Below are 23,593 nucleotides of genomic sequence, written 5' to 3' on the forward strand. Positions count from 1 at the left end.
GGTTTGCGTTGCGTGTCCGCACACCGTGGATGGAGTCCTCGCATGACGCGCCGTTACCGCCTCTGCCTCGCGCTTCCCTTGTTGTCGCTTGCCGCCTGCGGCGTCGATGTCGGCGCACCCCGCACCGCCGACGACACCGGAGCGGCACCGGCCTCCGCATCGCGGGCCGGTGCAGAAACGCCTGTTGCGGAAACGCCACGCGAGGCGGGACAGGACGCCGCCATCCTCGCGGTGTCGTCGGGCAGCCCGCTCTACCTGGTCGATGCCAGCGGCGCCTCGCTGTACCACCTTGCGGACAACGACGACGGCGGCCGCTGCGACGCGGTCTGCGAGGGCGCCTGGCCACCGGTGCTGGTGGAGCAGGCACGCGCCAGCGCAGGGCCCGGCCTGAATCCCGCGCTGGTGGGCGCGATGCGCCACGCCGGTGGTGGCGAGCAGGTCACCTACGCGGGAAAGCCTCTCTACCGCTACGCCGGCGACGCCGGTGCCGGGCGGGCCGCAGGGCACGACGTGCGGGATCGCTGGGGGCATTGGCGCCTCCTCGATCCGTTCGGGAAACCACTGGACACCATGCCCGCCGCGGAGCGGAGCGACGACCGCCCGGCATCGCCGGACGGCGCAGACGACGAACGCAGGAGCCGATCATGACCGAAGCAGTCCTCCATTCCATGGATCACACGACCAGACCCGTCACCCGCGCCACGATGGTGGATGTCGACAGCGAGCAGCAGCACTGGCGCGATGCCTGGCGCACGCTGCCGCGGGCCAGCGCGATCCGCAGCTTCAAGCGCTACTGGCCGGTGCTGCAGGCCGGCTACGACGTGTACCTGCAGCATCCGCATGCGCCCGCCACCGACATCCTGGAGCGCTTCCTGGTGCGCGAGGCCGTGGTCGCCAGTCCGTTGACCGGGCGCGATGCGGAAATGGTGTTCCGCCAGATCTGGCAGCGCATCACCGGTTGAGATGCGGGCATCACCGTGCGCGGCTTGTTCGGCGCAGGCCGGATGTGCGGATGCAGGATGTTCCGGTCGCAGTGCGTCGTCCGCAGTTTCCGCAGCCCGCACAGAAAACGGTGCACCTGCGACGTGGTGTTGACTGGCCCGGTCCGCAGAGTGGCGCGTGCGGATTCCGCCGCGCCGACACGAGACGCCCATGACCACCCGCACCCCGGACGAACGTCTGCTGATGTGGCTGCAGGATGCCTACGCCATGGAGCAGGAAGCCGAAACGATGCTCACCGCCATGGCCGGCAGGATCGAGCACTACCCGGAACTGCGCAGCCGGATCGAGGCGCACGTGGAGGAAACCAGGGGTCAGTCGGAACGGCTCAAGGAATGCATCCGCACGCTCGACGGCTCGGTCCCGGTCGCCCGCGGGATGATCGCCGACGTCATGGCCGGCATGCATGCCGCCGGCAACGCGCTGATGAGCGACGAGGTCGCCAAGGGCCTGGGTATCGGCTACGCGTTCGAGCACATGGAGATCGCCTCCTACCGGGCCCTGGTCATCGCCGCGCGCGAAGCCGGACGCAACGACATCGCCGAGGTCTGCGACGCGATCCTGCGCGAGGAGATCGCCATGGCCGAATGGCTGATCGAGCACCAGGAGAACGTGGTGCTGCGTTTCCTCGAACGCGAGTCCACCGAGGGCGAAACCGCCAAGCGCTGACCGCGCCTCCATCCAGCCAGCTGCGGCCGCGCGCCGCGAGGAGCCAGACATGTTCATCCATAACAAGCGCCTGATGTATACCGTCCGCGTCGCCCGGCCCGATCCCGACCTGGCCTCGCTCATGCTCGAACAGTTCGGCGGCCCGCAGGGCGAGCTCGCCGCCGCGATGCGCTACTTCACCCAGGCGCTGGGCGACACCGATCCGGGCCGCAAGGATCTGCTCTACGACATCGCCACCGAGGAACTGAGCCACCTGGAGATCATCGGGTCGATCGTGGCCATGCTCAACCAGGGGCCGAAGGCGGTGCTGTCGCAGGGCATGGAGGAGGCGATGGAGATGCGCAACCTCACCCGGAACAGCACCAGCCACACCCAGCAGATCCTGTACGGCGGCGGCCCGGCGCTGGTCAACTCCAGCGGCGTGCCGTGGACGGCGGCCTACATCGATTCGATCGGCGATCCCACCTGCGACCTGCGCTCGAACATCGCCGCCGAATCGCGCGCCAAGATCGTCTACGAGCGCCTGATCAACGTCACCGACGACCCGGGCATCCGCGACGCGCTGACCTTCCTGATGACCCGCGAGGTCGCGCACCAGAAGGCGTTCGAGAAGGCGTTGTACGCGATCGACCAGAACTTCCCGCCGGGCATGCTTCCGGGCGATCCGCGCTTCGTCGACACGTTCTACGACATGTCGCAGGGCCCGGGCGACATGCCCGGCCCGTGGAACCGCGGCGAGCAGTGGGAGACCGTCAGCGACCGCGAGGCCCAGGCGGCGGTGGACGGGGGCGACGGCGAGGCGGTGGTGGAACTGTCGCTGGTCGAGCGCGAAGCGGTGGCCGCGATGACCCAGCGCACGATGTCGCGGCCCGACTTCGATGGCGTCACCGGTGCCGATCTCGGTGCCGGCGTCGGCGCGGGCTCGACCACCGGGAACCCGGTCGCGCGCGAGTCCTGAACCCCTGCCTGCACCGCAGCCCGGACCGGTGCGGTGCAGGCCACCGTCTGGAGAACACCATGAAGCATGCTGCTGCCGCGCTCGCTGCGCTGCTGGCGGGCGCCTGCACGATGCAGGACGCCGCCGCGCCGGACGTGCTCCCGCCCGGGCACGCCGAGTCGGCCACCACGCGCGCGCTGGAAGCCGGCGCCAGGGCGCTGCAGGGCAACGCGCCGGTGGCGGGAATGGACATCTACGTGGTCGGCTTCCATCCGATGAAGGACGTACCCCGGATGCAGATGGAGGCGCACCACTTCTGCCGGCAGGTCAACGAAGACCTGGCCCAGTGCGCGCTGTTCGACGGCAACACCGCCGAGGCCAACCTGACCGGCATCGAGTACATCATTTCCGAGCGGCTGTTCCTCACCCTGCCCGACGGGGAACGCGGCTACTGGCATCCGCACAACGGCGAGATCCTGTCGGGCCAGCTGATCGCACCCGGCCTGCCGGCGGTGGCCGATACCGCGTTGATGCGTTCGAAGATGAACAGTTACGGCAAGACCTGGCACACCTGGCATTCGCGCCATGGCACCGCTGCCGGCGACGCGCTGCCGCTGGGCGAGGCGATGCTGGCGTGGTCGTTCAGCCGGGATGGCGAGATCGATCCGGCACTCGTGGCCGCGCGCGACCAGCGCCTTGGCATGGACACCGCGACCGTGCGTGAGCGGCGTACAGCCTTGCGTGAGCTGGCACGGCCGCAGGAGGGCGTCGATGCGCTGCGCGGCGAGTGGCCCGACGCCCAGCCGATCCCGGGCGTGGAGCAGGCTCCGGAACCCTGACGACGCGCCTGCAGCACCGCTGGAGCACTGCAGGCACGGCTCACCGCGTCAGGTCGGCCGGCAGGTCGTCCGCCTCGCGGCGGCGTGGCTGGCCGCTGCGCGCGCCGTCCTGCTCGACCGGGTCGTTGCGCGCATCGCTGCTGCGCTTGCCGGTCTGCTGGCCACGCGGCGCGTCGGTGGTGTCTGCCGGCGGCTGCCGGTCCGGATGCGTGTCACGGGTCATGCGCGTTCTCCTTCTGCGTGTGAAGGACACGCTGCGGCAGCACGCATCAATGCGCCGTGGAGGATGGGAGCGCGGCTGCGCGGGCTGCAAGGCCACGCGCACGACGCCGAGGCTGACGCACGCTCATGCATCCATGCAGGTCGCATCGGTGGCGACATGTGACATGCGACATGCGACATGCGACGCGACGGCACGCTCGCCGGTCAGCCATGCGCGCATGCGCGTCCGCAGGCGTTGCGGGGTGCCGGTGCTGCAGAAGGCGGCGGACCGACCGCGGTTCGGCGATCGAGCGACACCTGGCGTGATGGTCCTCCGCTGCACGAACCGGCATCGCTGCATCGTCGTACGAGGCGGCACGATGTCCGGCCCGCGAGACCGCCGGCGCGGCAGCGCAGGCCGGACCCCAGGTCCTACAGCACCACCGCGCCACCGGAGATCGTCAGCAGCGCGCCGGAGGTGTAGCTGGCGCGGTCGCTGGCCAGCATCACGTACGCCGAGGCGAGTTCGGCCGGCTGGCCGGGGCGACCGAACGGCGTCTGCTCGCCGAACGACTCCACTTCGTCCGGCGACATGCCGGCCGGAATGAAGGGCGTCCAGATCGGGCCGGGCAGCACGGCGTTGACCCGGATGCCGCGTTCGGCCAGCAGGCCGGCCAGGCCGATGGTGAGATTGGCCACCGCGCCCTTGCTGGTGGCGTAGGGCAGGATGTTCGGCTTGGGTCGCTTGGAGTTGACCGACGCGGTGTTGATGACGGTGCCGCCGTTCTCCAGCATCGGCACGGCCAGCCGCACCAGGTTGAACACGGCGTGGACGTTGGTTTCGAAGGTCTTGCGCCATTCGTCCAGCGTGATCTCGTCGAAGTTCTCGAAGTAGCGCTGGTAGGCGGCGTTGTTGACCAGGATGTCCAGGCCGCCGAGCTGGCCGCGGACGGTCTCGATCAGCGCGCCGGCCTGCACCGGATCGCTGATGTCGCAGGCGACCAGCACCGACTTGCGTCCCGCCTGTTCGATCAGTGCACCGATCCGTTCGGCATCGTCGCGCTCGGTGGGCAGGAAGGCGATCGCCACGTCGGCGCCCTCGCGCGCGAACGCGATCGCCACCGCCGCGCCGATGCCGCTGTCGCCACCGGTGACCAGCGCGCGCTTGCCCTCGAGCTGGCCGCTGCCGACGTAGCTGTCCTCGCCGTGGTCGGGACGCGGCTGCATCTGTCCGGTCTTGCCGGGAAAGCCCTGCTGCTGGCGCTGGAAGGGCGGGCGTGGGTAGTCGGGAAGAGCCATGGACGTGACCTCGTTGCGCGATGGACGCAGCAGTGTGTGCAGTCGCCGGTCAATGGCATGCGTAATCGGCGTCGTCGAAGGGTGATGTCGGCATGTGCGCGCGGGGATTCCGGTTGCAGCGATGCCTGGTTTCAGCTGGCCGCGGCGGCAGCGATGGACGCGGTGACGGCGCGCTGTACGGAGCGGGACGCAGGATTCGCATGCGTCGCAGGTCCGCGCCGTGTGCGTGTGCGTCGGCGGGTCTGGCCCATGGTCGGGTGTGCGGCCGGATGACCTGATTCCGGAGGTGTCGCCATCGGCACGCCGCGGTAGTCCGCAGCATCCCACCGGCGGCGTTGAGCGCAGTGGCCAGCGGGAGTGAAATGGCGGCCCCTCCATCCTCGGGACACGCGCATGGACTATCGCTATCTGGGCCGCTCGGGATTCCGCGTGCCGGCCCTCAGCTTCGGCACCGGCACCTTCGGCGGCCAGGGTGCACTGTTCAGCGACTGGGGCAGCACCGACGTGGCCGGCGCGCGGCGCCTGGTCGACATCTGCCTCGATGCCGGACTGAACATGTTCGACAGCGCGGACGTCTATTCGAAGGGCGCGGCCGAGGAGATCCTCGGCGAGGCGATCAAGGGCCGCCCGCGCGATGCGCTGATCCTCTCGACCAAGGCCACGTTCCGTGCCGGCGACGGCGAGAACCAGGTCGGCTCGTCGCGCTACCACCTGATCAACGCCGTCGATGCGGCGCTCCGGCGTCTGGGCACCGACTACATCGACCTGTTCCAGCTGCATGGCTTCGATGCGCGCACGCCGGTCGAGGAGGTGCTGTCCACGCTCGACACGCTCGTGCGTGCCGGCAAGATCCGCTACCTGGGCGTGTCCAACTTCTCCGGCTGGCACCTGATGAAGTCGCTGTCGGTCGCCGACCGCCACGGCTGGAGCCGGTACGTCGCGCACCAGGCCTACTACTCGCTGATCGGCCGCGACTATGAGTGGGAGCTGATGCCGCTGGGCGACGACCAGGGCGTGGGCGCGGTGGTGTGGAGTCCACTGGGCTGGGGCCGCCTGACCGGAAAAATCCGGCGCGGCCAGCCGCTGCCCGACGCCAGCCGCCTGCAGTCGCGGGCCGCCAGCGATGCCGGCCCGCAGGTCGAGCAGGAGTACCTGTACCGCGTGGTCGACGCGCTGGACGAGGTCGCCGCCGAAACCGGCCGGACGATTCCCCAGGTGGCGCTGAACTGGCTGCTGCAGCGGCCGACGGTGGCCAGCGTGGTGATCGGTGCGCGCAACGAGGAGCAGCTGCGGCAGAACCTCGGTGCGGTCGGCTGGGCCCTCACCCCCGCGCAGGTGGCCAGGCTCGACGCCGCCAGCGAGGTCGCCCGGCCGTACCCGTACTGGCACCAGGCCGGCTTCCGGTACCGCAACCCGGCGCCGGTCTGACCGCCGCGGGGGTTCGGTGCCGGCGGCGTGCCGCCGTCGGTCCTGCGGGTCGTGGCGGGCGGCGGTGGTGGTCGGCTGCCGACCGCCGCCACCGTGCGCATCGTCCGCGCGTGTTCGCCCTGTTCGGAGCTCCGGGCCGGGTCACCGCGACAAGGAGGCGCGCCCGCGTTCCCGAGACGGATGCGGGTGTCTGCCATGCCTCTTCTGATCGCCGCGCCGTGACCATGGCGGGAGCAGGGCGGCCGACCGCGCACGAGGCGGCGGCTGTTCCCGGCCTGCATCGCAGGCCTGCGTCAGCCGCTTCGACGGCGCAGGCCACCGGTACTCCTTGCGCCCTGCCGCGCGTCGTTCTCTTTCGCTGTAGCGGGCCAATCGCAGCAGCGCCTGCCAGCCACGGCCGCGGTGTCCGGCGTGCCTGCTGCCCCGCGGCTGGCGTGCATCGCGCCCGCATCTGCGGCAGACCGCCCGAGGTCGTCCCACGGACCTCGCCGGACGCCGTACGCATGAACGGGAAACCGGATGGAGAGCGGCGACCCCGCGTCGTGGCCGATGTCGAAGCGCCGCCCGGATGGGCGCCGCGCTCATGCCTGCCGTGTGCCCAGCTACATCCAAACGCACATCGGACATGCGGGTTTCAGCACGCCGCATGATGCATCCCGATGCGTGGCCGGTCTCCGCTGCAGGTCGGGTCCAGCAGCCCGGCACGGCGGCGCGATGATGCGCCGGACATCAGTCGTGAAGATGCAGTGAAAACGTCCCGGACGCCCTGAAAAAAAATGCTGAATCAGTCAGCATGAACGATCTGGTGGTTTGTTCAGGCGTCGCGTAGGCTCGACACGCTTCGCGCCTCACGCGCGATATCAGGACAAGGACCGGACATGGCGGCACTGCAGCAATCCACCCTCGATGCGATCCGGGCCGAGGAGGCCGAGCTGCTCGCCAGCTGGTCGGCCAACCTGGACGCCCTCGGGGCGACCCGCGACGTGCGCATCAACCAGCAGGTCGTGCAGCAGCAGACCCGTCAGTTCCTCGGCCTGCTGGTCGCGGCGCCCAACACCGCCGATGCGACCGACATCGGCGCCGCCGCGTTCGCCGACGTGCGCCGCTTCCTCGAGGACCTCTCGCGCAGCCGCGCGCAGCAGGGCTTCGATGCGCAGCACACCGCCAGCTTCATCTTCTCGCTCAAGCGTCCGCTGTTCGCGCTGGTGCATAGGCTGTACCGCAGCGACGCCGAGGCGCTGGCCAGCCAGGTCTGGGCGATCACCGAACTGCTCGACGCGCTGGGCCTGCACACCGTGCGCACCTTCCAGAAGTCGCGCGAGGACATCATCGCCCGCCAGCAGGAGGAACTGCTGGAGCTGTCCACGCCGGTGGTCAAGCTGTGGGACGGCGTGCTCGCGCTGCCGATGATCGGCACGCTCGATTCGCAACGCACCCAGGTGGTGATGGAGTCGCTGCTGCAGCGGATCGTCGAGACCGGATCGGAGACCGCGATCATCGACATCACCGGCGTGCCGACGGTCGACACCCTGGTCGCCCAGCACCTGCTGAAGACGGTCACCGCGATCCGTCTGATGGGCGCCGACGCGATCATCAGCGGCGTGCGTCCGCAGATCGCGCAGACCATCGTCCATCTGGGCCTGGACCTGCAGGGCATCGTCACCAAGGCCAACCTGGCCGACGCGCTGGCGCTGGCGCTCAAGCGGCAGGGCGTCAGCTTCGAGCGGAAGTCCTGAGGCGTGGACCGCATCCCGATCCTGAAGATGGGTGACCTGCTGCTGGTCACCATCCAGGTCGACATGCACGACCAGCTCGCGCTGCGTCTGCAGGACGACCTGACCGAGCAGATCCGCGCGATTTCCGCGCGCGGCGTGCTGATCGACATCTCCGGGCTGGATATCGTCGACTCGTTCATCGGCCGGATGATCAGCACCATCGCCGGGCTGGCCAGCATCATGGATGCGCGCACCGTGCTGGTGGGCATGCAGCCGGCGGTGGCGATCACCCTGGTCGAGCTGGGCCTGACCCTGCCCGGCGTGGAAACCGCGCTCGACGTCGACCGCGGCATGCGCCTGCTCCGGACGCCACGAGACACGCCATGATCGTCCGCGAAAGCGGTACCCACGACGTCACGGCCGAACAGCACGTCGTGCTGGCGCGCCAGCTCGTGCGCCGCCTGGCCGTGCAGTGCGGCCTGCGCCTGGTCGACCAGACCAAGGTGGTCACCGCCGCCAGCGAACTGGCCCGCAACACGGTGATCTACGGCGGTGGCGGCGCGATGGACTGGGCGATCCTGGACCGCGACGGCCGCACCGGCCTGCGCCTGCTGTTCCGCGACGAAGGCCCGGGCATTCCGAACCTCGACCTGGCGATGACCGATGGCTGGACCTCCGGCTCCGGCCTCGGCCTGGGCCTGACCGGCGCACGGCGGCTGGTGGACGAGTTCGAACTGGACAGCGCGCCCGGTGCGGGCACCCGCGTCAGCATCATCAAATGGACGTGACCTGGGCCGGAGCCGGCACCGCCTGCATCGCGGTCGAGGAGACCAGCCAGGTCGGGCAGGCCAGGCGGACCGCGCACGCGATCGCCGAGCGGCTCGGCTTCGATTCCACCGACGCCGGCCGTGCCGCGCTGGTGGTGACCGAACTGGCCACCAACGTGCTGCGCCATGGCCGCGGCGGACACCTGTTCCTGGGCGAGATCGCCGGCGACGGCGCGCGCGGGATCGAGGTCTGCGCGGTCGACCGCGGCCCGGGCTTCGACCACGCCGCCTGCCGTGTCGACGGCTTCTCGACCGGCGGCACGCCCGGCACCGGGCTGGGCGCGATCGAACGCCAGGCCGAGGTGTTCGACAGCTGGTCCGACGCACGCGGCGCGATCGTCGTGGCCCGGCTCTACGCGGGTGCCCTGCGCGCCGACCTGCCGCTGGCCGCACGCTGCGTGCCGATGGCCGGCGAGCAGGTCGCCGGCGATGCCTGGCATGCGGTGCGGCAGGACGCCTGCACGGCGGTGGCGATCATCGACGGGCTGGGGCACGGTCCTGTGGCCGGCGAGGCGGCGCAGGCCGGCATCGCCGCGTTCGCGCGCGCGCCATGCGCCGATCCGGCCGCGGGCATCGCGCGCATGCATGCGGGAATGGGCGGCACCCGTGGCGGGGCCGCGGCGATCGCCCGCCACGACGCCGACACCGGCACGCTGACGTTCTGCGGCATCGGCAACATCGGCGCGAGCCTGATCGACCCGGCCGGCTCTCGCGGCATGCCGTCGCACGCGGGCATCGTCGGCGGCCAGTTCCGTCGCACGCAGAATTTCGAGTTTCCGCACTGCCATGGCAAGGTGCTGGTCATGCACAGCGATGGGCTGCAGTCGCGCTGGAACCTGCAGGCCTATCCCGGGCTGATCCACCGCCATCCGGCCACGATCGTGGCGCTGCTGATGCGCGACTTCGACCGCGGGCGCGACGATGCGACCGTGGTGGTCGCACGACTTGGAGGCTGAGGTGAACGATCGCGACGTCGCTGACTCCGCGGCAGACCCCACCGAACTGGAACGCCTGCGCACCGAGCTCGACGCGCTGCGCGCCGAACTGGACGAAACCAACCAGGGCGTGCTGGCGCTGTATGCCGAGCTGGACATCCAGGCCGAGCAGCTGCGGCACGCGTCCGACCTGAAGAGCCGCTTCCTGTCGTACATGAGCCACGAGTTCCGCTCGCCGCTCGGCGCGATCTTGAGCATGACCCGCCTGCTCGAGGACGAGATCGACGGGCCGCTGCAGGACGAACAGCGGCGCCAGGTCCGGTTCGTCAGCGGGGCGGCGCGCGAGCTGACCGAGATGGTCGACGACCTGCTGGACCTGGCCAAGATCGAGGCCGGGCGCATCACCATCTCGCCCGCCTGGTTCGACATGATGGACCTGTTCTCGGCGCTGCGCGGCATGTTCCGCCCGATCGCCGACGGTTCGCAGGTCAACCTGGTGTTCGACGAGCTGCCGGCGTTGCCGATGCTCTACACCGACGACAAGAAGCTGGCCCAGATCCTGCGCAACTACATCTCCAACGCCCTCAAGTTCACCCAGCACGGCGAGGTGCGCGTGCATGTCGCGCTGGAGGCCGACATGCCCGGCCTGGTGCGTTTCAGCGTGACCGACACCGGCATCGGGATCCCGGCCGAACTGCATGGCAACCTGTTCGAGGATTTCGCGCAGATCGACTCCCCGCTGCAGAAGCGCCTGCGCGGCACCGGGCTGGGCCTGTCGCTGTGCAAGCGGTTCGCCGCGCTGCTCGGCGGTGAGGTCGGGATGACCAGCACGCCCGGCGTCGGCTCGTGCTTCTACGTGGTGCTGCCGGTCTCGCTTCCGGAGGAACTGCATGTCGCCTGAGAAGATCCTGATCGTCGACGACAACGACGCGACCCGCTACGCGGTGCGCCGCGTGCTGGAGCGTCATGGCTTCGGCGTGATCGAGGCCGCGACCGGCAACGACGGGCTGGCGATCCTGGCCGCGCAGCCGGTGCTGGCGCTGGTGCTGGACGTCAACCTGCCCGACATCAGCGGCTTCGACGTGGTGCGCCGGCTGCGCGGGATGGAGGCCACGCGGCTGCTGCCGGTGCTGCACGTCTCGGCCGCGTCGATCCAGAACCAGGACCTGGTGACCGGCCTGGAAGCCGGCGCAGACGCCTACCTGGTCCACCCCGTCGACCACGACGTGCTGCTGGCCACGCTGCGGGCGCTGCTGCGGGTGCGCGACGCCGAGCAGGCGATGGCGGCCAGCGAGGCGCGGATGCGCGACATCTTCGCCCATACCGCCGCGCCGATCGCGGTGCTGGACACGGCGCTGGTCGTGCAGGAGAGCAACGCGGCATTCGCCCGGCTGTTCGCGGATGCGGGCGAGGGCGCGCGGCAACCGTTCCGCTCCCGGCTCCAGCCGGGGCAGGACGCGCTGCTGGAGGCGCTCGCGACCGCCATCGCGCGCGACGTGCACTGGAACGGCGTGCTCGCGACCGCCACCGGCCGCGAGGTCGACATCCGCATCACCCCGTACCGCGAACCGGGGCTGGGGCTGATGTTCATCGAGGACGTCACCGCGCAGCGCGCCCGCGAGCGCAGCCAGCAGGCGCGCCTGGACAGCGAGATCGCCCAGCGCGAGCACGCCGACAGCCAGCTGGCGCAGCTGCAGAAGATGGATGCGCTGGGCCAGCTGACCGGCGGCATCGCGCACGACTTCAACAACATGCTGACCAGCATCATGGCCGGCGTGGACCTGATCAGCAGCTCGCTCGAGCAGGGCCGTCCCGAACGCGTGCCGCGCTTCGTCGAGATCATCACCAGTTCCGCGCAGCGCGCGGCCGGGCTGACCCAGCGCATGCTGGCGTTCGCCCGCCAGCAGCCGCTCGACCCGCAGGCCTGCGAAGTCAACGAGCGCATCCGTTCTCTGGAAGACATGCTGGCCCGGACCATCGGCGAGCACATCGTGCTGGAGCTGGACCTGGCCGACCGCGCGATGGTCGCCACCGTCGACGTCAACCAGCTGGAGAACGTGATCATCAACCTGGTGATCAACTCCCGCGATGCGATGCCCGGTGGTGGCCACATCTGCGTGTCCACGCGTGCGCAGCGCATCGCCGGGCAGGCCGACCTGACCGATGGCGACTACATCATGGTCGCGGTCGCCGACACCGGCAGCGGCATCGCGCCCGAGCTGATCGAGAAGGTGTTCGATCCGTTCTTCACCACCAAGCCGATCGGCAAGGGCACCGGCCTGGGCCTGTCGATGACCTACGGGTTCGCCCGCCAGTCGGGCGGCACCGTGCGCCTGAGCAGTACGCCGGGCAAGGGGACGCGGATCGAGCTGCTGTTCCCCGCCGGTGGCCAGGCCGCGGCGTCGCGTACCGACGGTGCGCCCGCTGCGCCCGCCACGCCGGTACGGCAGGCGCGGCTGCTGCTGGTGGACGACAACGAACTGGTGCGGCAGACCGTGGCCGACATCCTGTCCGGCGCCGGCTACGAGGTGGTGGAGGCCGGCGACGCGCAGGCCGCGCTCGCCGCGCTGGAACAGGGTCCCGCGTTCGACCTGCTGCTGACCGACGTCGGCCTGCCCGGCATCAGCGGCGCGCGGCTGGCCGACATCGCGCGCGCCGCGCATCCGCGCCTGCCAATCGTGTTCATGACCGGCTATGCCAGCGAGGTCCTGACCCGCGATGGCCCGCTCGGCGAAGGCATGTCGCTGCTGGCCAAGCCGTTTTCGATGCGCGACGTGCTGGACAAGGTGCGCGCGACGGTCGGCTAGGACGGCGGCCCGGCCGCGCCCGGCTCCTGCGCCGGCGCCAGGCCCTCGCGCTCGCGGTCTTCCCAGTAGGCCTTGACCTCCAGGATCCGCGGCAGGCAATCGAGGAACGCGGCCACCATGTCCGGGTCGAAGTGCGAGCCGCTGCTGTCGGTGATCCTGGCCACGACCTGCTCGAGCGGCCAGGCCTCCTTGTACGGACGCACGCTGGCCAGCGCGTCGAACACGTCTGCGACCGCCACGATGCGCGCCGATTCGGGGATCGCCTCGCCGGCCAGCCCGTTCGGATAGCCGGTGCCGTCCCAGCGCTCGTGATGGCTGAGCGCGATCTCCGCGGCGAGCCTGAACAGCGGCGCGGTGCTGCGGCTGAGGATCTCGAAGCCGATCAGGGTATGCCGCCGCATCACCTCCCACTCGTCCGCGGTGAGCTTGCCGGGCTTCTTGAGGATGGCGTCGGGCGTGCCGATCTTGCCGGTGTCGTGCATCGGCGCGGCCTGCTCGAGCAGCTCCGCGCGCGCCGGCTCCCAGCCCACGGTCTCGGCGATCACGCGGGCGTAGGCGGCCATCCGCCAGATGTGGGTGCCGGTGTCGGAGTCGTTGTAGTGCCCGGCGATGCTGAGCATCTGGATCGCATCCAGATAGCTCCTGCTGAGCGTCGAGGCCCGCACCAGCGACAGGTGCGTGTTGACCCGCGCGCGCAGGATGAACGGCGAGACCGGCTTGGTGATGTAGTCCACGCCGCCGCAGGCGAAGCCGGTGCGTTCGTCCGCCTCGCGGTCCAGCGCGGTGACGAAGATGATCGGGATGTGCTCGGTGCCGGGCTGGGACTTGAGTACCGAGGCGACCTCGTAGCCGTCCATGCCGGGCATCTCCACGTCCAGCAGGATCAGGCCCGGATTGTGCTTGGCCGCCGCCAGCAGCGCCTGCTCGCCGTCGCGCGCGAACACCAGCCGGTGGTCGTCGCCGAGGATCTGCCGGAACAGCGCCAGGTTGTTGGGCTCGTCGTCGACGCAGAGGATCGGGGCGTTCGGCATCGGTCAGGCGCGTCCTTCGCGTGGGGTGGGGTCGGCATCGGGTGGCAACGCCTCCAGCAGCGCGCGCGCGAGCCGTTCCGCGCCGCGGTAGTCGAACTCCTCGACGTGCAGGGCCAGGCGCTCGCGCTCGGCGCGCGCCAGGCTCGCGGGCAGGCCGGCCAGCGCGCTTTCGACACGGTCCGCGTCGTCGCTGTCCAGTGCGTCCAGCAGGCCACGCAGCGCGGTGGCGACGTCGCCTTCGCCGCCATCGTCGGCCTGCGCCGACTCGATGCCGCCCGGACCCAGGTACTGGGCGACGTCCTGCAGCGTCTCGCGCAGGCTCAGCCGCAGCAGCGGCAGCAGGTCGGCCACGTCGGCGCCCTGCCGGATCTGCTCTTCGATGTCGCTGCCGATGGCGACCACGCTGGGCATCGCCAGCGACGCCGCGGCGCCGCGCATGCGGTGCACCTCGGCGCAGGCCTGCTTGGTGTCGTGCCGCGCCAGGCAGGCCTCGATGGTATCGACGATGCCACCGTAACGGCGCGCGAACTGGGCCAGATAGCGCTTGTACGGCGCCGCGTCGCGCCAGTGGGCCAGGCCCTTCTGCACGTCGAGCAGCTCCGGATTCACGGTGTCCGCATGCGCATCCCCGGACATGGCGATGTCCGGGATGGAGGCGGCGACGTGCTGTGACTCGGGCAGTTCCGCCGGCTGCGGCACCAGCGCGGCGCGTTCGGGCGTGCAGCGCAGGATCGCCGCGACCAGGTCGGGCACCTCGAAGGGTTTGGCGACGAAGGCGCTCATGCCGGCCGCCAGCGCCGCATCCTGCTGCGGCTTGAACGCGCCGGCGGTCAACGCGATCACCGGCAGGTGCGCCAGCGCGGGGCTGGTGCGGACATGGCGCGTGGCCTCGTAGCCGTCCATCACCGGCATCTGCACGTCCATCAGCACCACGTCGAAGGCCTGCGGCGCGCGGCGCAGCCGCTCCAGCGCCTCGCGGCCGTCGCAGGCCTGGGTCACCTGCGCTCCTTCGCCTTCCAGAATGCGCTGCGCGACCTCGCGGTTGATCTCGCTGTCGTCCACCACCAGCACGCGGTAGCCGGCCAGCCGGCGCTGGGCGGGAACGCCGACGCGGGTACGCAGGCCCGGATCGCGCCTGGCCAGCACGTCGCCGATCGTGTCGTACAGCACCGAGGCGGTCACCGGCTTGGTCAGCACCGCGTCGACCGCGTCGCGGTGCGCTTCGCGGTCGACCAGGTTCCGCTCGAACGCGGTGACCATGATGATGATCGGCTGGCGCGCGCTGCGCAGGTGTCCCCGGATGCCCGCCGCCGCGCTCAGCCCGTCGATGCCCGGCATCTGCCAGTCCATCAGCACCACGTCGTAGCCGGCGTCATGCCGGTCGAGCGCGGCCACCGCGCGCTCGCCGGAGTCCACCTCCTCGGTGGTCCAGCCGAACCCGCGCACGATCAGGCTCAGGTGCTCGCGCGCCATGTCGTGGTCGTCCACCACCAGCACGTGCCACGGTCCACCGAACGGACGCGCGGCCTCGGGCGTGTCGGCCAGGGCGAAGTCCAGGTCGAAGCGGAAGGTACTGCCGTCGCCCACCTGGCTGTCCACGCACAGCGTGCCGCCCATCAGTTCGACCAGGCGGTTGCTGATGCTCAGGCCCAGCCCGGTGCCGCCGAAGCGGCGCGTGGTGGACGAATCGACCTGCGAGAACGGCGAGAAGATCATCGCCTGCTTCTCGGCCGGGATGCCGATGCCGGTGTCGGCCACCGAGAAGCGCAGGCGCACGCAGCCCGGCGGCGCGCCGGGCTGCGGCTCGACCTGCAGCGACACCTCGCCGTGCTCGGTGAACTTGATCGCGTTGCTGACCAGGTTCACCAGCACCTGGCCCAGCCGCAGCGCATCGCCGCGCAGATGCCGCGCGCCTTCCGGTGCCGGCGAGACCAGCATCTCCACCGCGCGCGTGTCGACCGCCGACGCCATCAGCGCAGCGACGTTGTCCAGCACCTCGGCCAGGTCGAACGGCGCATCCTCCACGTCGATGCGGCCGGCTTCGATCTTGGAGAAGTCCAGCACGTCGTTGATGATGCTCAGCAGCGAACGCGCGGCCTGGCTGATCTTGCGCGTCATGTCCTGGGCCACGACCGGCAGGTCGACGCGGTTGAGCAGATACAGCATGCCGAGGATGGCGTTCATCGGCGTGCGGATCTCGTGGCTCATGTTGGCCAGGAAATCGCTCTTGGAGCGGTTGGCCTGTTCGGCCGCGCTGATCGCCTGGTGCAGCTGCGCGTCGCGCAGCCTGCGTTCGGTCAGGTCAGAGGCCATCACCAGGAAGCCCGACGCGGTGCCGTGCTCGTCGCGCAGCGCGCTGACGTTGAGCGCCACCGGCAGGCGGGTGCCGTCGCTGCGCACGTAGGTCCATTCGGCGATTCCACTGCCGGCGACGGTGCTGGCGGCGGCGATCTGCGCGAACGTGGCGCCGACCGGATGGCCGGTGCGTTCGGCCAGCTCCTGCGCATGCGCGGCCAGTTCCTCGCCGTCGTGCAGCAGGTCGATGCTGACCTCGCCGCCGGTCACCGCGGAGGCGGCGTGGCCCAGCATGCGCTCGGCGGCCGGGTTGAACAGGCTGATCCGCCCGTGCAGGTCGGTGGAGATGATCGCGTAGCCGGCGTGCTCGAGGATCGCGCCGAGCCTGGACGAATAGGTCCTGAGCTGCGCGGTGCGGTCCAGCACCTGCTGCTCGAGCGTGGCGTTGAGGCGCATGATGCCTTCCTCGTGGCGCTTGCGCTCGGTGATGTCGATGATGAAGGCCAGCGCGAAGCGTCCTTCCGCGGTATGGATCGGATTGAGCCCGATCTCGATCGGGACCCGCGTCCCGTCCCGGCGCAGGCCGTAGAGGTCGCGGCCCGCGCCCATCGGACGCGCCTGCGGATGGCCGAAGTAGCTGTCGATGTAGCCGGCATGGTGGCCGCGGATGTCCATCGGCAGCAGCTGGTCCATCGGCTGGCCCAGCAGCTCTTCGCGCGGATAGCCGAAGAGTTCCTCGGCCTTGGCGTTGGCCAGCTGGACCCGGCCGGCCTGGTCGACCATCAGGATCGCGCTGGGCGAGGCTTCCACCACGCGCCGGAACTGCTCCTCCGCGCGCAGGTGCCGGGTGATGTCGTGCAGGAACAGCGACAGCCCCTGGACCCGCCCGGCGGCATCGCGGATCAGCGAGATGCTGGCGACCACGTCGGCCGTCGTGCCGTCGCGCCGGCGCAGCCGGCAGGGGCGTCCGTGCGCGTCGGCGCCGAGGTCGGTGAAGGCCGGGCGGCCCTGCTCGTCCACCAGCAGTTCGGCCATCGGGCGGCCGACCGCCTCGGCGCTGCTGTAGCCGAACGCGCGCTCGGCCGCGCCGTTCCACAGGGTGATCGCGCCGGACGGATCGCAGGCGATGATGGTCTCGGTCGAGCCGGCCACCAGCGTCGCCAGCTGCGCGTGGTCCAGGAACGCGGCCCTGCGCCGCACCCGCGCGGTGGCCACCAGGTACCAGACCGCGATGCTCAGCAGCCCGAGGCCGCCGACGGTGGCGCCCACCAGCCACGGCGACAGGATGCCGATCGAGGCGGGGAACTCGGGCCGGGCGTGGAAGCGCAGGCGCCAGTCGCGGCCGTAGATGCCGATGCGGCGCTCCGTGCGCGGCCAGGCGGCGCGCAGTGCCGCGAAATCCCGGTCGGCATAGAACGGACCGGTCCGCGTCTCCTCGGCCACGTCCGACAGCGCCAGCGCGTACGGCTGGTGCTCGGTGGTGTCGAGCCGTTCCAGCACCGCGTCGATGGTCAGCACCGCATAGGCCCAGCCGCGCGTGGCCTCCCAGCGTGCATCCTCGGTGTCGATGCGGGCGCCCGGTGCGTAGACCGGCAACAGCAGCAGGAAACCGTGCCGCGCCAGGCCGGTGTCCTGCACCAGCGTGACCGGCGGCGTCAGCGTCGCCCGTCCGCTGCGTGCGGCGGTCACCGCCGCCTGGCGTCGCGCCGACTCGGAGGCGAGGTCGAGCCCGATCGCGGCCTCGTTGCCCGCCATCGGCTCGGCATAGCGGATCACGAAGCGCTCGCCCGCGTGCGGTGTCAGCTGGCGCACGGCGAAGCCGGGCATGCCGTCGCGCTCGGCTTCCTGCTCGAAGGCGGCCTCTTCGTCGGGCGCCACCCGCTGGATGAAACCGAAGCCGCGTACGCCTGGAAACTCCCGCGCGTACTCGCGCGAGGCGCTGTAGGCGCCGAAGCGCGCGCGGCTCATCTGCGGGCCGGCGGAGATGATCGCACCGCGCGCGCCGCGCAGGCCGTGCTCGAACGTGCCCAGGCGCTCTTCGAGCATGCCCGATGCCGCGTCGGCGATACGGTCGAAGCGCTCCTGCTGGCGCTCGATGTTGGCGTGATGCTGCACGGTGCCCGCCACGGCGGCCAGCGCGATGGCCGCCAGGCAGAGGCCGCACGCCATCCAGCGGCGGTCGAACGACCGCCGAGGAACGGTTCCCTGTGTTCCGTCCTTCCCCATGTACTCCTCCGCATGTCTCCATGACATGGACCCCCGTCGCCGGGGGCCGCGGCAAGCACGACGCGGCCCACTGTAGGACAGCGCCGGACACCGCTCAAGGGACCTGCGCCACCGCCAGGTCCGGGCGGTGGCGGCCGCGGGCGCACGGCCCTCTCGGGCGCGCGCGCGGCGTCGCCGGTTGCTAGAGTCGGGCGATTCCCACCTGGAGTCCGCCCATGCACCGTCCGGCACGCCCGTTCCCGCGTCTTGCATCCTCGCTGCTGGCGATGGCCCTGGCCGGGTTGGCGGCCACCGCGTCGGCGCAGACGGTGTATGTGCGCGCCGGCCAGCTGCTGGACGTGGAAAGCGGACGCCTGCTGCCGGACCGCGCGATCCTGATCGAGGACGGCCGCATCGCCCGGATCGAGCCGGCCGCATCCCTGCCGGCACCGGCAGGCGCCATCGTCCACGACCTGTCAGGCCGCACCGTGCTGCCGGGGCTGATGGACGCGCATGTGCATCTGATCGGCGACAGCCACAAGCACGGCTACGCGGGCCTGGGCGAATCGCTGCCCGCGGCGACGCTGTACGGCGCCTACAACGCGAAGCTGACCCTGGATGCCGGCTTCACCACGGTGCGCAATCTCGGCGCGCCCGGCTATGCCGATGTGGCGCTGCGCGATGCGATCACGGCCGGCGTGCTGCCGGGCCCGCGCATCATCGCCGGCGGCATCTCGATCGGGATCACCGGCGGCCACTGCTCGGACAACAACCTGCTGCCGTACGAGGAGGGCGCGGTCGGCGATGGCGTCGCCGATGGCCCGTGGGAGGCGCGGCGCAAGGTGCGGCAGAACATCAAGTTCGGCGCCGACGTGATCAAGACCTGCTCGACAGGCGGCGTGCTGTCCAAGGGCACCGAGGTCGGTGCGCCGCAGTTCTCGCTGGAGGAGCTGACCGCGCTGGTCGACGAGGCGCACAGCCACGGCCGGCGTGTCGCCTCGCATGCGCATGGCGCCACCGGCATCCGCAACGCGCTGCGGGCCGGCGTCGATTCGATCGAGCATTCCAGCTTCATCGACGATGAAGGCATCGCGCTGGCGAAGAAGAACGGCGCGGTGCTGGTGATGGACATCTACAACACCGAGTACATCCTCGGCGAAGGCGAGAAGGCCGGCATCCTGCCCGAGTCGCTGGAGAAGGAGCGCCGCACCGGCGGCATCCAGCGCGAGAGCTTCCGCCGCGCCCACCAGGCCGGGGTGAAGATGGCCTTCGGCACCGATGCCGGCGTGTTCCCGCACGGCCAGAACGCGCGCCAGTTCTCGCGCATGGTGCGCTTCGGCATGACTCCGCTGCAGGCGATCCAGGCGGCGACGGTCAACACCGCGCGCCTGTTCGGGATCGAGGCGCAGACCGGCGTCCTGAAGCCGGGCCTGGCCGCCGACCTGATCGCGGTGGAGGGCGATCCGCTGCAGGACGTGTCGGTGCTGGAGAACGTGCGCTTCGTGATGAAGGGCGGGCGCGTGCACCGCGAGTGAGCGATACCCGGCCGGCGGGCCGGGTGCATGCCGTGAGCCGCCGCTGGACGGCAGCGGCGCGTTTGGTGGACGTGACATGGACCGGGTGGAGGAGCGGACGGTCGCTCCTTTCGGTCGCTGCGATGCCGGTCATTCCCGTCTGTGGACGTGCGGGAAAAACCGTGTGGGCAGTGGCTGCCAGTCCTGGCGATGCGCTGGCCGTGGCGAAGCGAGGAGGGCCGCGTCCGCAGATGCAGTGCGTTTGCCGGCCTGCGTGGCTGCATGCTCCGTCTTGGCGCCGGCGCCAGCGTGGAATGCGTACGAGCGCCCGCGTTGGCATCGGCACATGTCGCGCACGGGCAGTGGTGGATCGGCTCTTCACTTCGCGTTGCCGCCGCCCCGCCCAGCCTTGCGGGCATGGTCCCGATGGAGCACGGCGATGACCGATGACACCGTGAACGAGCCGACCGGCACTGGCGACATCGCCGCGCTGGAGGAACTGATCGTGCAGCTGCCCGACGAGGCGCGGGTCGAGCTGTCGCTGGACGACGGCATGACCGTGGCCGGCGTGGTCGCGGTGCGGCCGGCCCTGCAGGTGGTCCGCGATGCGCGTGGCGAGCAGGGCTTCAACGCGCTGCTACGGCTGGACGACATGGCCAACCCCGAGCATTCGCACTGGATCTGGCTGGACCGGATCGCCGGCATCCGCGACCTGGGGCCGTCGACGGAGCAGGGCGGCAGCTGAAGGAGGCGCGCGGCGTGGCGGCCTGCCCGGACCCCGCCGCAGATGCCAGTCATTGCACGGACAGCTGGCCGACCGGGATCGCGGCAGACCGCCGCCACCACGGCACCCTGGATCCAGCGGGCAGCGGGCAGCGGGCAGCGGGCAATGGTCTCGCCGACAGCCAACGGCCCGCCTGCCGCCGTCTCGACAGCGGCGATGTCGGCGGAATCGGTCTCCGGCGTCGCCGTCGCCACAGTCACGCACACGGCGGTCGACACGCGTCTGGGTATGCGTACCAGCGCGCTTACCGGGCATCCGCGTCGGGCGGCGCCGTTCCCCCTGCCGCTGGCGTGGATCGTACGCCGGTGGGCGTGCTGAACGGCCTCTCCCGGGTGGCCGGGTAGAATGGCCGGCTTTCCTGCTTCCTTCGGCCTGCCGTGGCTTCCCGTAACGACGATCCGGCGCTCGATGCGCTGATGCTGCCTTTCGCCCAGGGCCTGCTGGCCTGGCCGCAGGGCCCGGTGCTGTTCCTGCGCGCGCGCGATGGCGCGGCGTTGCGCCGCTTTCCGCTGCAGGCGCTGACCTGCGTGCAGGGCTTCCGCCCGGCGGCGCAGCGGCTGGAGCAGGGCGGGCTGCGGGTCGTGGCCGATGGCGAGGAGCTCGATCCGCAGGCGCGCTTTCCGCTGGTGCTGGTACTGCCGCCACGCCAGCGCGAGGAGGCGCGTGCGCTGATGGCACAGGCCGTGCGCCTGGCCGCACCGGGCGGCAGCGTGGTCGCGGCGATGCCCAACAACGAGGGCGCGCGCTCGGGCGAGGCCGACCTGAAGCAGCTGGCCGGCCTCGGCGGTGCGCTCACCAAGTACCACTGCCGCACGTTCTGGACCCGGCCGCTCGGCGCGGAGGTCGATGCCGCCCTGTGCGGCGCCTGGGCCGCGCTGGATGCGCCGCGCGAGATCGCGCCGGGCGTGCGCAGCCGGCCCGGCGTGTTCGCCTGGGACCGTGTCGACGCGGCATCCGCGCTGCTGGCCGGCCATCTGCCGCGCGACCTGCGCGGCGCGGCGGCCGACCTCGGCGCCGGCTGGGGTTACCTGTCGATGGCGCTGCTGGACGCCAGTCCCGGCATCACCTCGGTGGACCTGTACGAGGCCGAGGCGCGCGCGCTGGCGCTTGCACGCGACAATCTGGGCGCGCTCGACACCGCTGCGCAGCGCGGCTTCCACTGGCACGACGTGACCACCGGCCTGCCAGCGGGGCAGCGCTACGACGTGATCGTCAGCAACCCGCCGTTCCACGCGCAGGGCCGCGATGGACTGCCGGCGATCGGCCAGCGTTTCATCGAGGTCGCCGCGCAGGCGCTGCGGCCGCGCGGACGCCTGCTGATGGTGGCCAACCGGCATCTGCCGTACGAGCTGGCGCTGGCGCAGGGATTCGCCCAGGTGCGCACGCTGGCCGAGCGCAACGGCTTCAAGGCGATCGAAGCGATCAAGGCATGAACGGTACGCGCCAGACGCGTGCCGGCAACGGAGCAGGGCAATGAGCAAGTCGATGAAACTGGTCAAGCATCTGGCCAACCTGGGGTATGGCAGCCGCAAGCAGGTGGCGTGGATGTTCCGCGAGGGGCGCGTCACCGACGCCGATGGCGAGGTGCTGTATGCCGACGATCCGCTCGACCACGACACGGTGCGCGTGGACGGCGAGCCGCTGGATCCGCCGCCCGGCATGACGATCGCGCTGCACAAGCCGGCCGGTTACACCTGTTCGACCAAGGATCCGGGCCGGGTCGTCTACGACCTGTTTCCCGACCGTTTCAGCCAGCGCGACCCGATGCTGTCCACGGTCGGCCGGCTCGACCGCGACACCACCGGCCTGCTGCTGCTGACCGACGATGGCGGCCTGCTGCACCGGATCGTGTCGCCTAAGTACGCGCTGCCCAAGGTCTACGAGGTCACGCTGGCGCAGGACCTGCGCGGCGACGAGGCGGCGCAGTTCGCCAGCGGCACGCTGATGCTGGAATCGGAAACCACGCCGCTGCTGCCGGCGCCGATGGAGGTGCTGGGCCCGCGCCGGGCGCGCGTGACCCTGCATGAAGGCCGCTACCACCAGGTGCGGCGCATGTTCGCCGCGGTCGGCAACCACGTCGAGGCGCTGCACCGCAGCCGCGTCGGCGGACTGGGGCTGGACGACCTGGAAGAAGGCCAGTGGCGCCTGCTCGATGCGGCCGACCTGGAGCGCCTGTTCGCGAAGGGCGACGCGTGAACCCGATCGCGCCGCTGCCGTTCCTGCCGGAGGCGGTGATCTTCGACATGGACGGGCTGATGCTCGACAGCGAGCGCGCGATCACCGCCTGCCTGGCGCAGGCCGCGCAGGAGCACGGGCATGCGCTGGAGCCGGCATTCTGGCTGGCGATGGTCGGCAACAGCGACGCGTGCTGCCGCGCGATGCTGGCCGACCGCATCGGTCCGGTGGCGGGCGATGCGCTGCTGGAGCGCTGCCATGCGCTCTACGACGACGTGGTCGCGCAGGGCATCCCGCACCGGCCGGGCATCGTCGCGCTGCTGGACTGGCTGGTCGCCCGCGGGATTCCGCGGGCGGTGGCGACCTCGACGAAGCGGCCGCTCGCCCTGCGCAAGCTCGAGTCCGCCGGCCTGCTGCAGCGCTTCGATGCGGTCTGTACCAGCAGCGACGTCGAGCATCCGAAGCCGGCACCGGACATCTATCTGCTCGCGGCGCGCACGCTCCGCATCGCCCCCGCGCGCTGCCTGGTGCTGGAGGATTCGCCGACCGGGGTACGCGCCGCGCTCGCCGCCGGCATGACCCCGATCCAGGTGCCCGACCTGGTCGCGCCTGACGATGGGGTGCGCGCGCTCGGCCACCGCATCGTCGCCTCGCTGGGCGACGCGCAGCGGCTGCTGCAGGATCTGCACCCAGCGGGGTAGCGGCTGCGCTGGCGGCGCAGCCATCAGCGCGGGTGCGTGCTGCCGGCACGCGGGAGAACACCCGGTTCGCGTGACCGCCAGCGGTCGCCTGCGCTTGCGCCGGTGCGGAGGGGCAGCGCAGTGGTGCCCATCGTGCGTGCGAGGTGGCGTGGGCGCGGACGCACCTCGCGACGCGGCAGCCAGAAGCCGTGGAGGGCATGGCGGCGACAGCGTCCGCAGGCCATCCAGGCAT

General features: G+C 71.0%; 21 protein-coding genes. 17 read left to right on the top strand and 4 right to left on the bottom strand.

Annotated features, from left to right (window positions below; genetic code table 11):
• Nucleotides 1-42 precede the first annotated feature (42 nt).
• The 5 genes from IB242_RS20575 to IB242_RS18610 all read left to right on the top strand — a co-directional run bounded on the left by IB242_RS20575 (nt 43) and on the right by IB242_RS18610 (nt 3,444).
• Nucleotides 43-648 carry a hypothetical protein gene (locus IB242_RS20575; protein ID WP_225540832.1) on the top strand — a complete coding sequence of 202 codons (606 nt, stop codon included), beginning with the start codon at nt 43-45 and terminating at the stop codon, nt 646-648.
• Nucleotides 645-962, top strand: a complete 318-nt coding sequence (locus IB242_RS18595) for a hypothetical protein (RefSeq protein WP_225540833.1) — start codon at nt 645-647, stop codon at nt 960-962. Before IB242_RS20575 ends, IB242_RS18595 begins: the two co-directional genes overlap by 4 nt.
• Nucleotides 963-1,152: 190 nt before the next feature.
• Nucleotides 1,153-1,668 carry a ferritin-like domain-containing protein gene (locus IB242_RS18600; RefSeq protein WP_192283019.1) on the top strand — a complete coding sequence of 172 codons (516 nt, stop codon included), beginning with the start codon at nt 1,153-1,155 and terminating at the stop codon, nt 1,666-1,668.
• A gap of 49 nt (nt 1,669-1,717) precedes the next feature.
• Entirely contained in the window at nt 1,718-2,626 is a 909-nt protein-coding gene (locus IB242_RS18605) for a manganese catalase family protein (protein WP_192283021.1), read from the top strand.
• 110 nt (nt 2,627-2,736) lie between these two features.
• Nucleotides 2,737-3,444, top strand: coding sequence for an OBAP family protein (locus IB242_RS18610; protein WP_225540850.1), 708 nt, complete (start codon nt 2,737-2,739; stop codon nt 3,442-3,444).
• Between the two features lie 40 nt (nt 3,445-3,484).
• Here the strand turns inward: IB242_RS18610 and IB242_RS18615 are convergent, their stop codons facing one another.
• A complete protein-coding gene (locus tag IB242_RS18615) occupies nt 3,485-3,667 on the bottom strand; it encodes a hypothetical protein (protein WP_192283024.1) in 183 nt (60 codons plus the stop codon).
• Between the two features lie 410 nt (nt 3,668-4,077).
• Nucleotides 4,078-4,944, bottom strand: a complete 867-nt coding sequence (locus tag IB242_RS18620; protein WP_192283026.1) for an SDR family oxidoreductase — start codon at nt 4,942-4,944, stop codon at nt 4,078-4,080.
• Between the two features lie 393 nt (nt 4,945-5,337).
• On the opposite strand from IB242_RS18620, the gene IB242_RS18625 reads away from it, so the two are divergent.
• The 7 genes from IB242_RS18625 (at nt 5,338) to IB242_RS18655 (ending at nt 12,656) form a co-directional block, all read left to right on the top strand.
• Complete coding sequence (locus IB242_RS18625; protein ID WP_192283028.1) at nt 5,338-6,372, top strand: aldo/keto reductase; 1,035 nt, start codon at nt 5,338-5,340, stop codon at nt 6,370-6,372.
• 878 nt (nt 6,373-7,250) lie between these two features.
• Nucleotides 7,251-8,108 (top strand): STAS domain-containing protein, encoded by an 858-nt coding sequence (locus tag IB242_RS18630; protein ID WP_192283030.1) that lies wholly within the window; start codon nt 7,251-7,253, stop codon nt 8,106-8,108.
• A gap of 3 nt (nt 8,109-8,111) precedes the next feature.
• Nucleotides 8,112-8,474, top strand: a complete 363-nt coding sequence (locus tag IB242_RS18635; protein WP_192283032.1) for an STAS domain-containing protein — start codon at nt 8,112-8,114, stop codon at nt 8,472-8,474.
• The gene (locus IB242_RS18640; protein ID WP_192283034.1) at nt 8,471-8,875 is read left to right on the top strand and encodes an anti-sigma regulatory factor; all 405 of its coding nucleotides are present in this window, start codon (nt 8,471-8,473) and stop codon (nt 8,873-8,875) included. Before IB242_RS18635 ends, IB242_RS18640 begins: the two co-directional genes overlap by 4 nt.
• Nucleotides 8,866-9,870, top strand: coding sequence for an ATP-binding protein (locus tag IB242_RS18645; RefSeq protein ID WP_192283036.1), 1,005 nt, complete (start codon nt 8,866-8,868; stop codon nt 9,868-9,870). The genes IB242_RS18640 and IB242_RS18645 overlap by 10 nt, the downstream gene beginning before the upstream one ends.
• A gap of 1 nt (nt 9,871) precedes the next feature.
• Complete coding sequence (locus tag IB242_RS18650) at nt 9,872-10,750, top strand: HAMP domain-containing sensor histidine kinase (protein WP_343237172.1); 879 nt, start codon at nt 9,872-9,874, stop codon at nt 10,748-10,750.
• Complete coding sequence (locus IB242_RS18655; RefSeq protein WP_192283040.1) at nt 10,740-12,656, top strand: response regulator; 1,917 nt, start codon at nt 10,740-10,742, stop codon at nt 12,654-12,656. Before IB242_RS18650 ends, IB242_RS18655 begins: the two co-directional genes overlap by 11 nt.
• Here IB242_RS18655 and IB242_RS18660 read toward each other — a convergent pair.
• Entirely contained in the window at nt 12,653-13,687 is a 1,035-nt protein-coding gene (locus IB242_RS18660; RefSeq protein WP_192283042.1) for an HD domain-containing phosphohydrolase, read from the bottom strand. The genes IB242_RS18655 and IB242_RS18660 overlap by 4 nt on opposite strands.
• 3 nt (nt 13,688-13,690) lie before the next feature.
• Nucleotides 13,691-18,151: a PAS domain S-box protein gene (locus IB242_RS18665; RefSeq protein WP_192283044.1), complete on the bottom strand. Its 4,461-nt coding sequence runs from the start codon at nt 18,149-18,151 to the stop codon at nt 13,691-13,693.
• Between the two features lie 272 nt (nt 18,152-18,423).
• On the opposite strand from IB242_RS18665, the gene IB242_RS18670 reads away from it, so the two are divergent.
• The 5 genes from IB242_RS18670 to IB242_RS18690 all read left to right on the top strand — a co-directional run bounded on the left by IB242_RS18670 (nt 18,424) and on the right by IB242_RS18690 (nt 23,361).
• Nucleotides 18,424-19,722 carry an amidohydrolase family protein gene (locus tag IB242_RS18670; protein ID WP_225540834.1) on the top strand — a complete coding sequence of 433 codons (1,299 nt, stop codon included), beginning with the start codon at nt 18,424-18,426 and terminating at the stop codon, nt 19,720-19,722.
• Between the two features lie 418 nt (nt 19,723-20,140).
• Nucleotides 20,141-20,446, top strand: a complete 306-nt coding sequence (locus IB242_RS18675) for a DUF3247 family protein (protein ID WP_192283046.1) — start codon at nt 20,141-20,143, stop codon at nt 20,444-20,446.
• A 416-nt stretch (nt 20,447-20,862) separates the two neighbouring features.
• Entirely contained in the window at nt 20,863-21,918 is a 1,056-nt protein-coding gene (locus tag IB242_RS18680) for a methyltransferase (protein ID WP_192283048.1), read from the top strand.
• A gap of 52 nt (nt 21,919-21,970) precedes the next feature.
• Complete coding sequence (locus IB242_RS18685) at nt 21,971-22,681, top strand: pseudouridine synthase (RefSeq protein ID WP_192283186.1); 711 nt, start codon at nt 21,971-21,973, stop codon at nt 22,679-22,681.
• Entirely contained in the window at nt 22,678-23,361 is a 684-nt protein-coding gene (locus tag IB242_RS18690) for an HAD family phosphatase (RefSeq protein ID WP_192283050.1), read from the top strand. The genes IB242_RS18685 and IB242_RS18690 overlap by 4 nt, the downstream gene beginning before the upstream one ends.
• Nucleotides 23,362-23,593 lie beyond the last annotated feature (232 nt).

Origin of the sequence: Xanthomonas sp. XNM01 (assembly GCF_014851915.1) — a bacterium.
Classification (GTDB): domain Bacteria; phylum Pseudomonadota; class Gammaproteobacteria; order Xanthomonadales; family Xanthomonadaceae; genus Pseudoxanthomonas.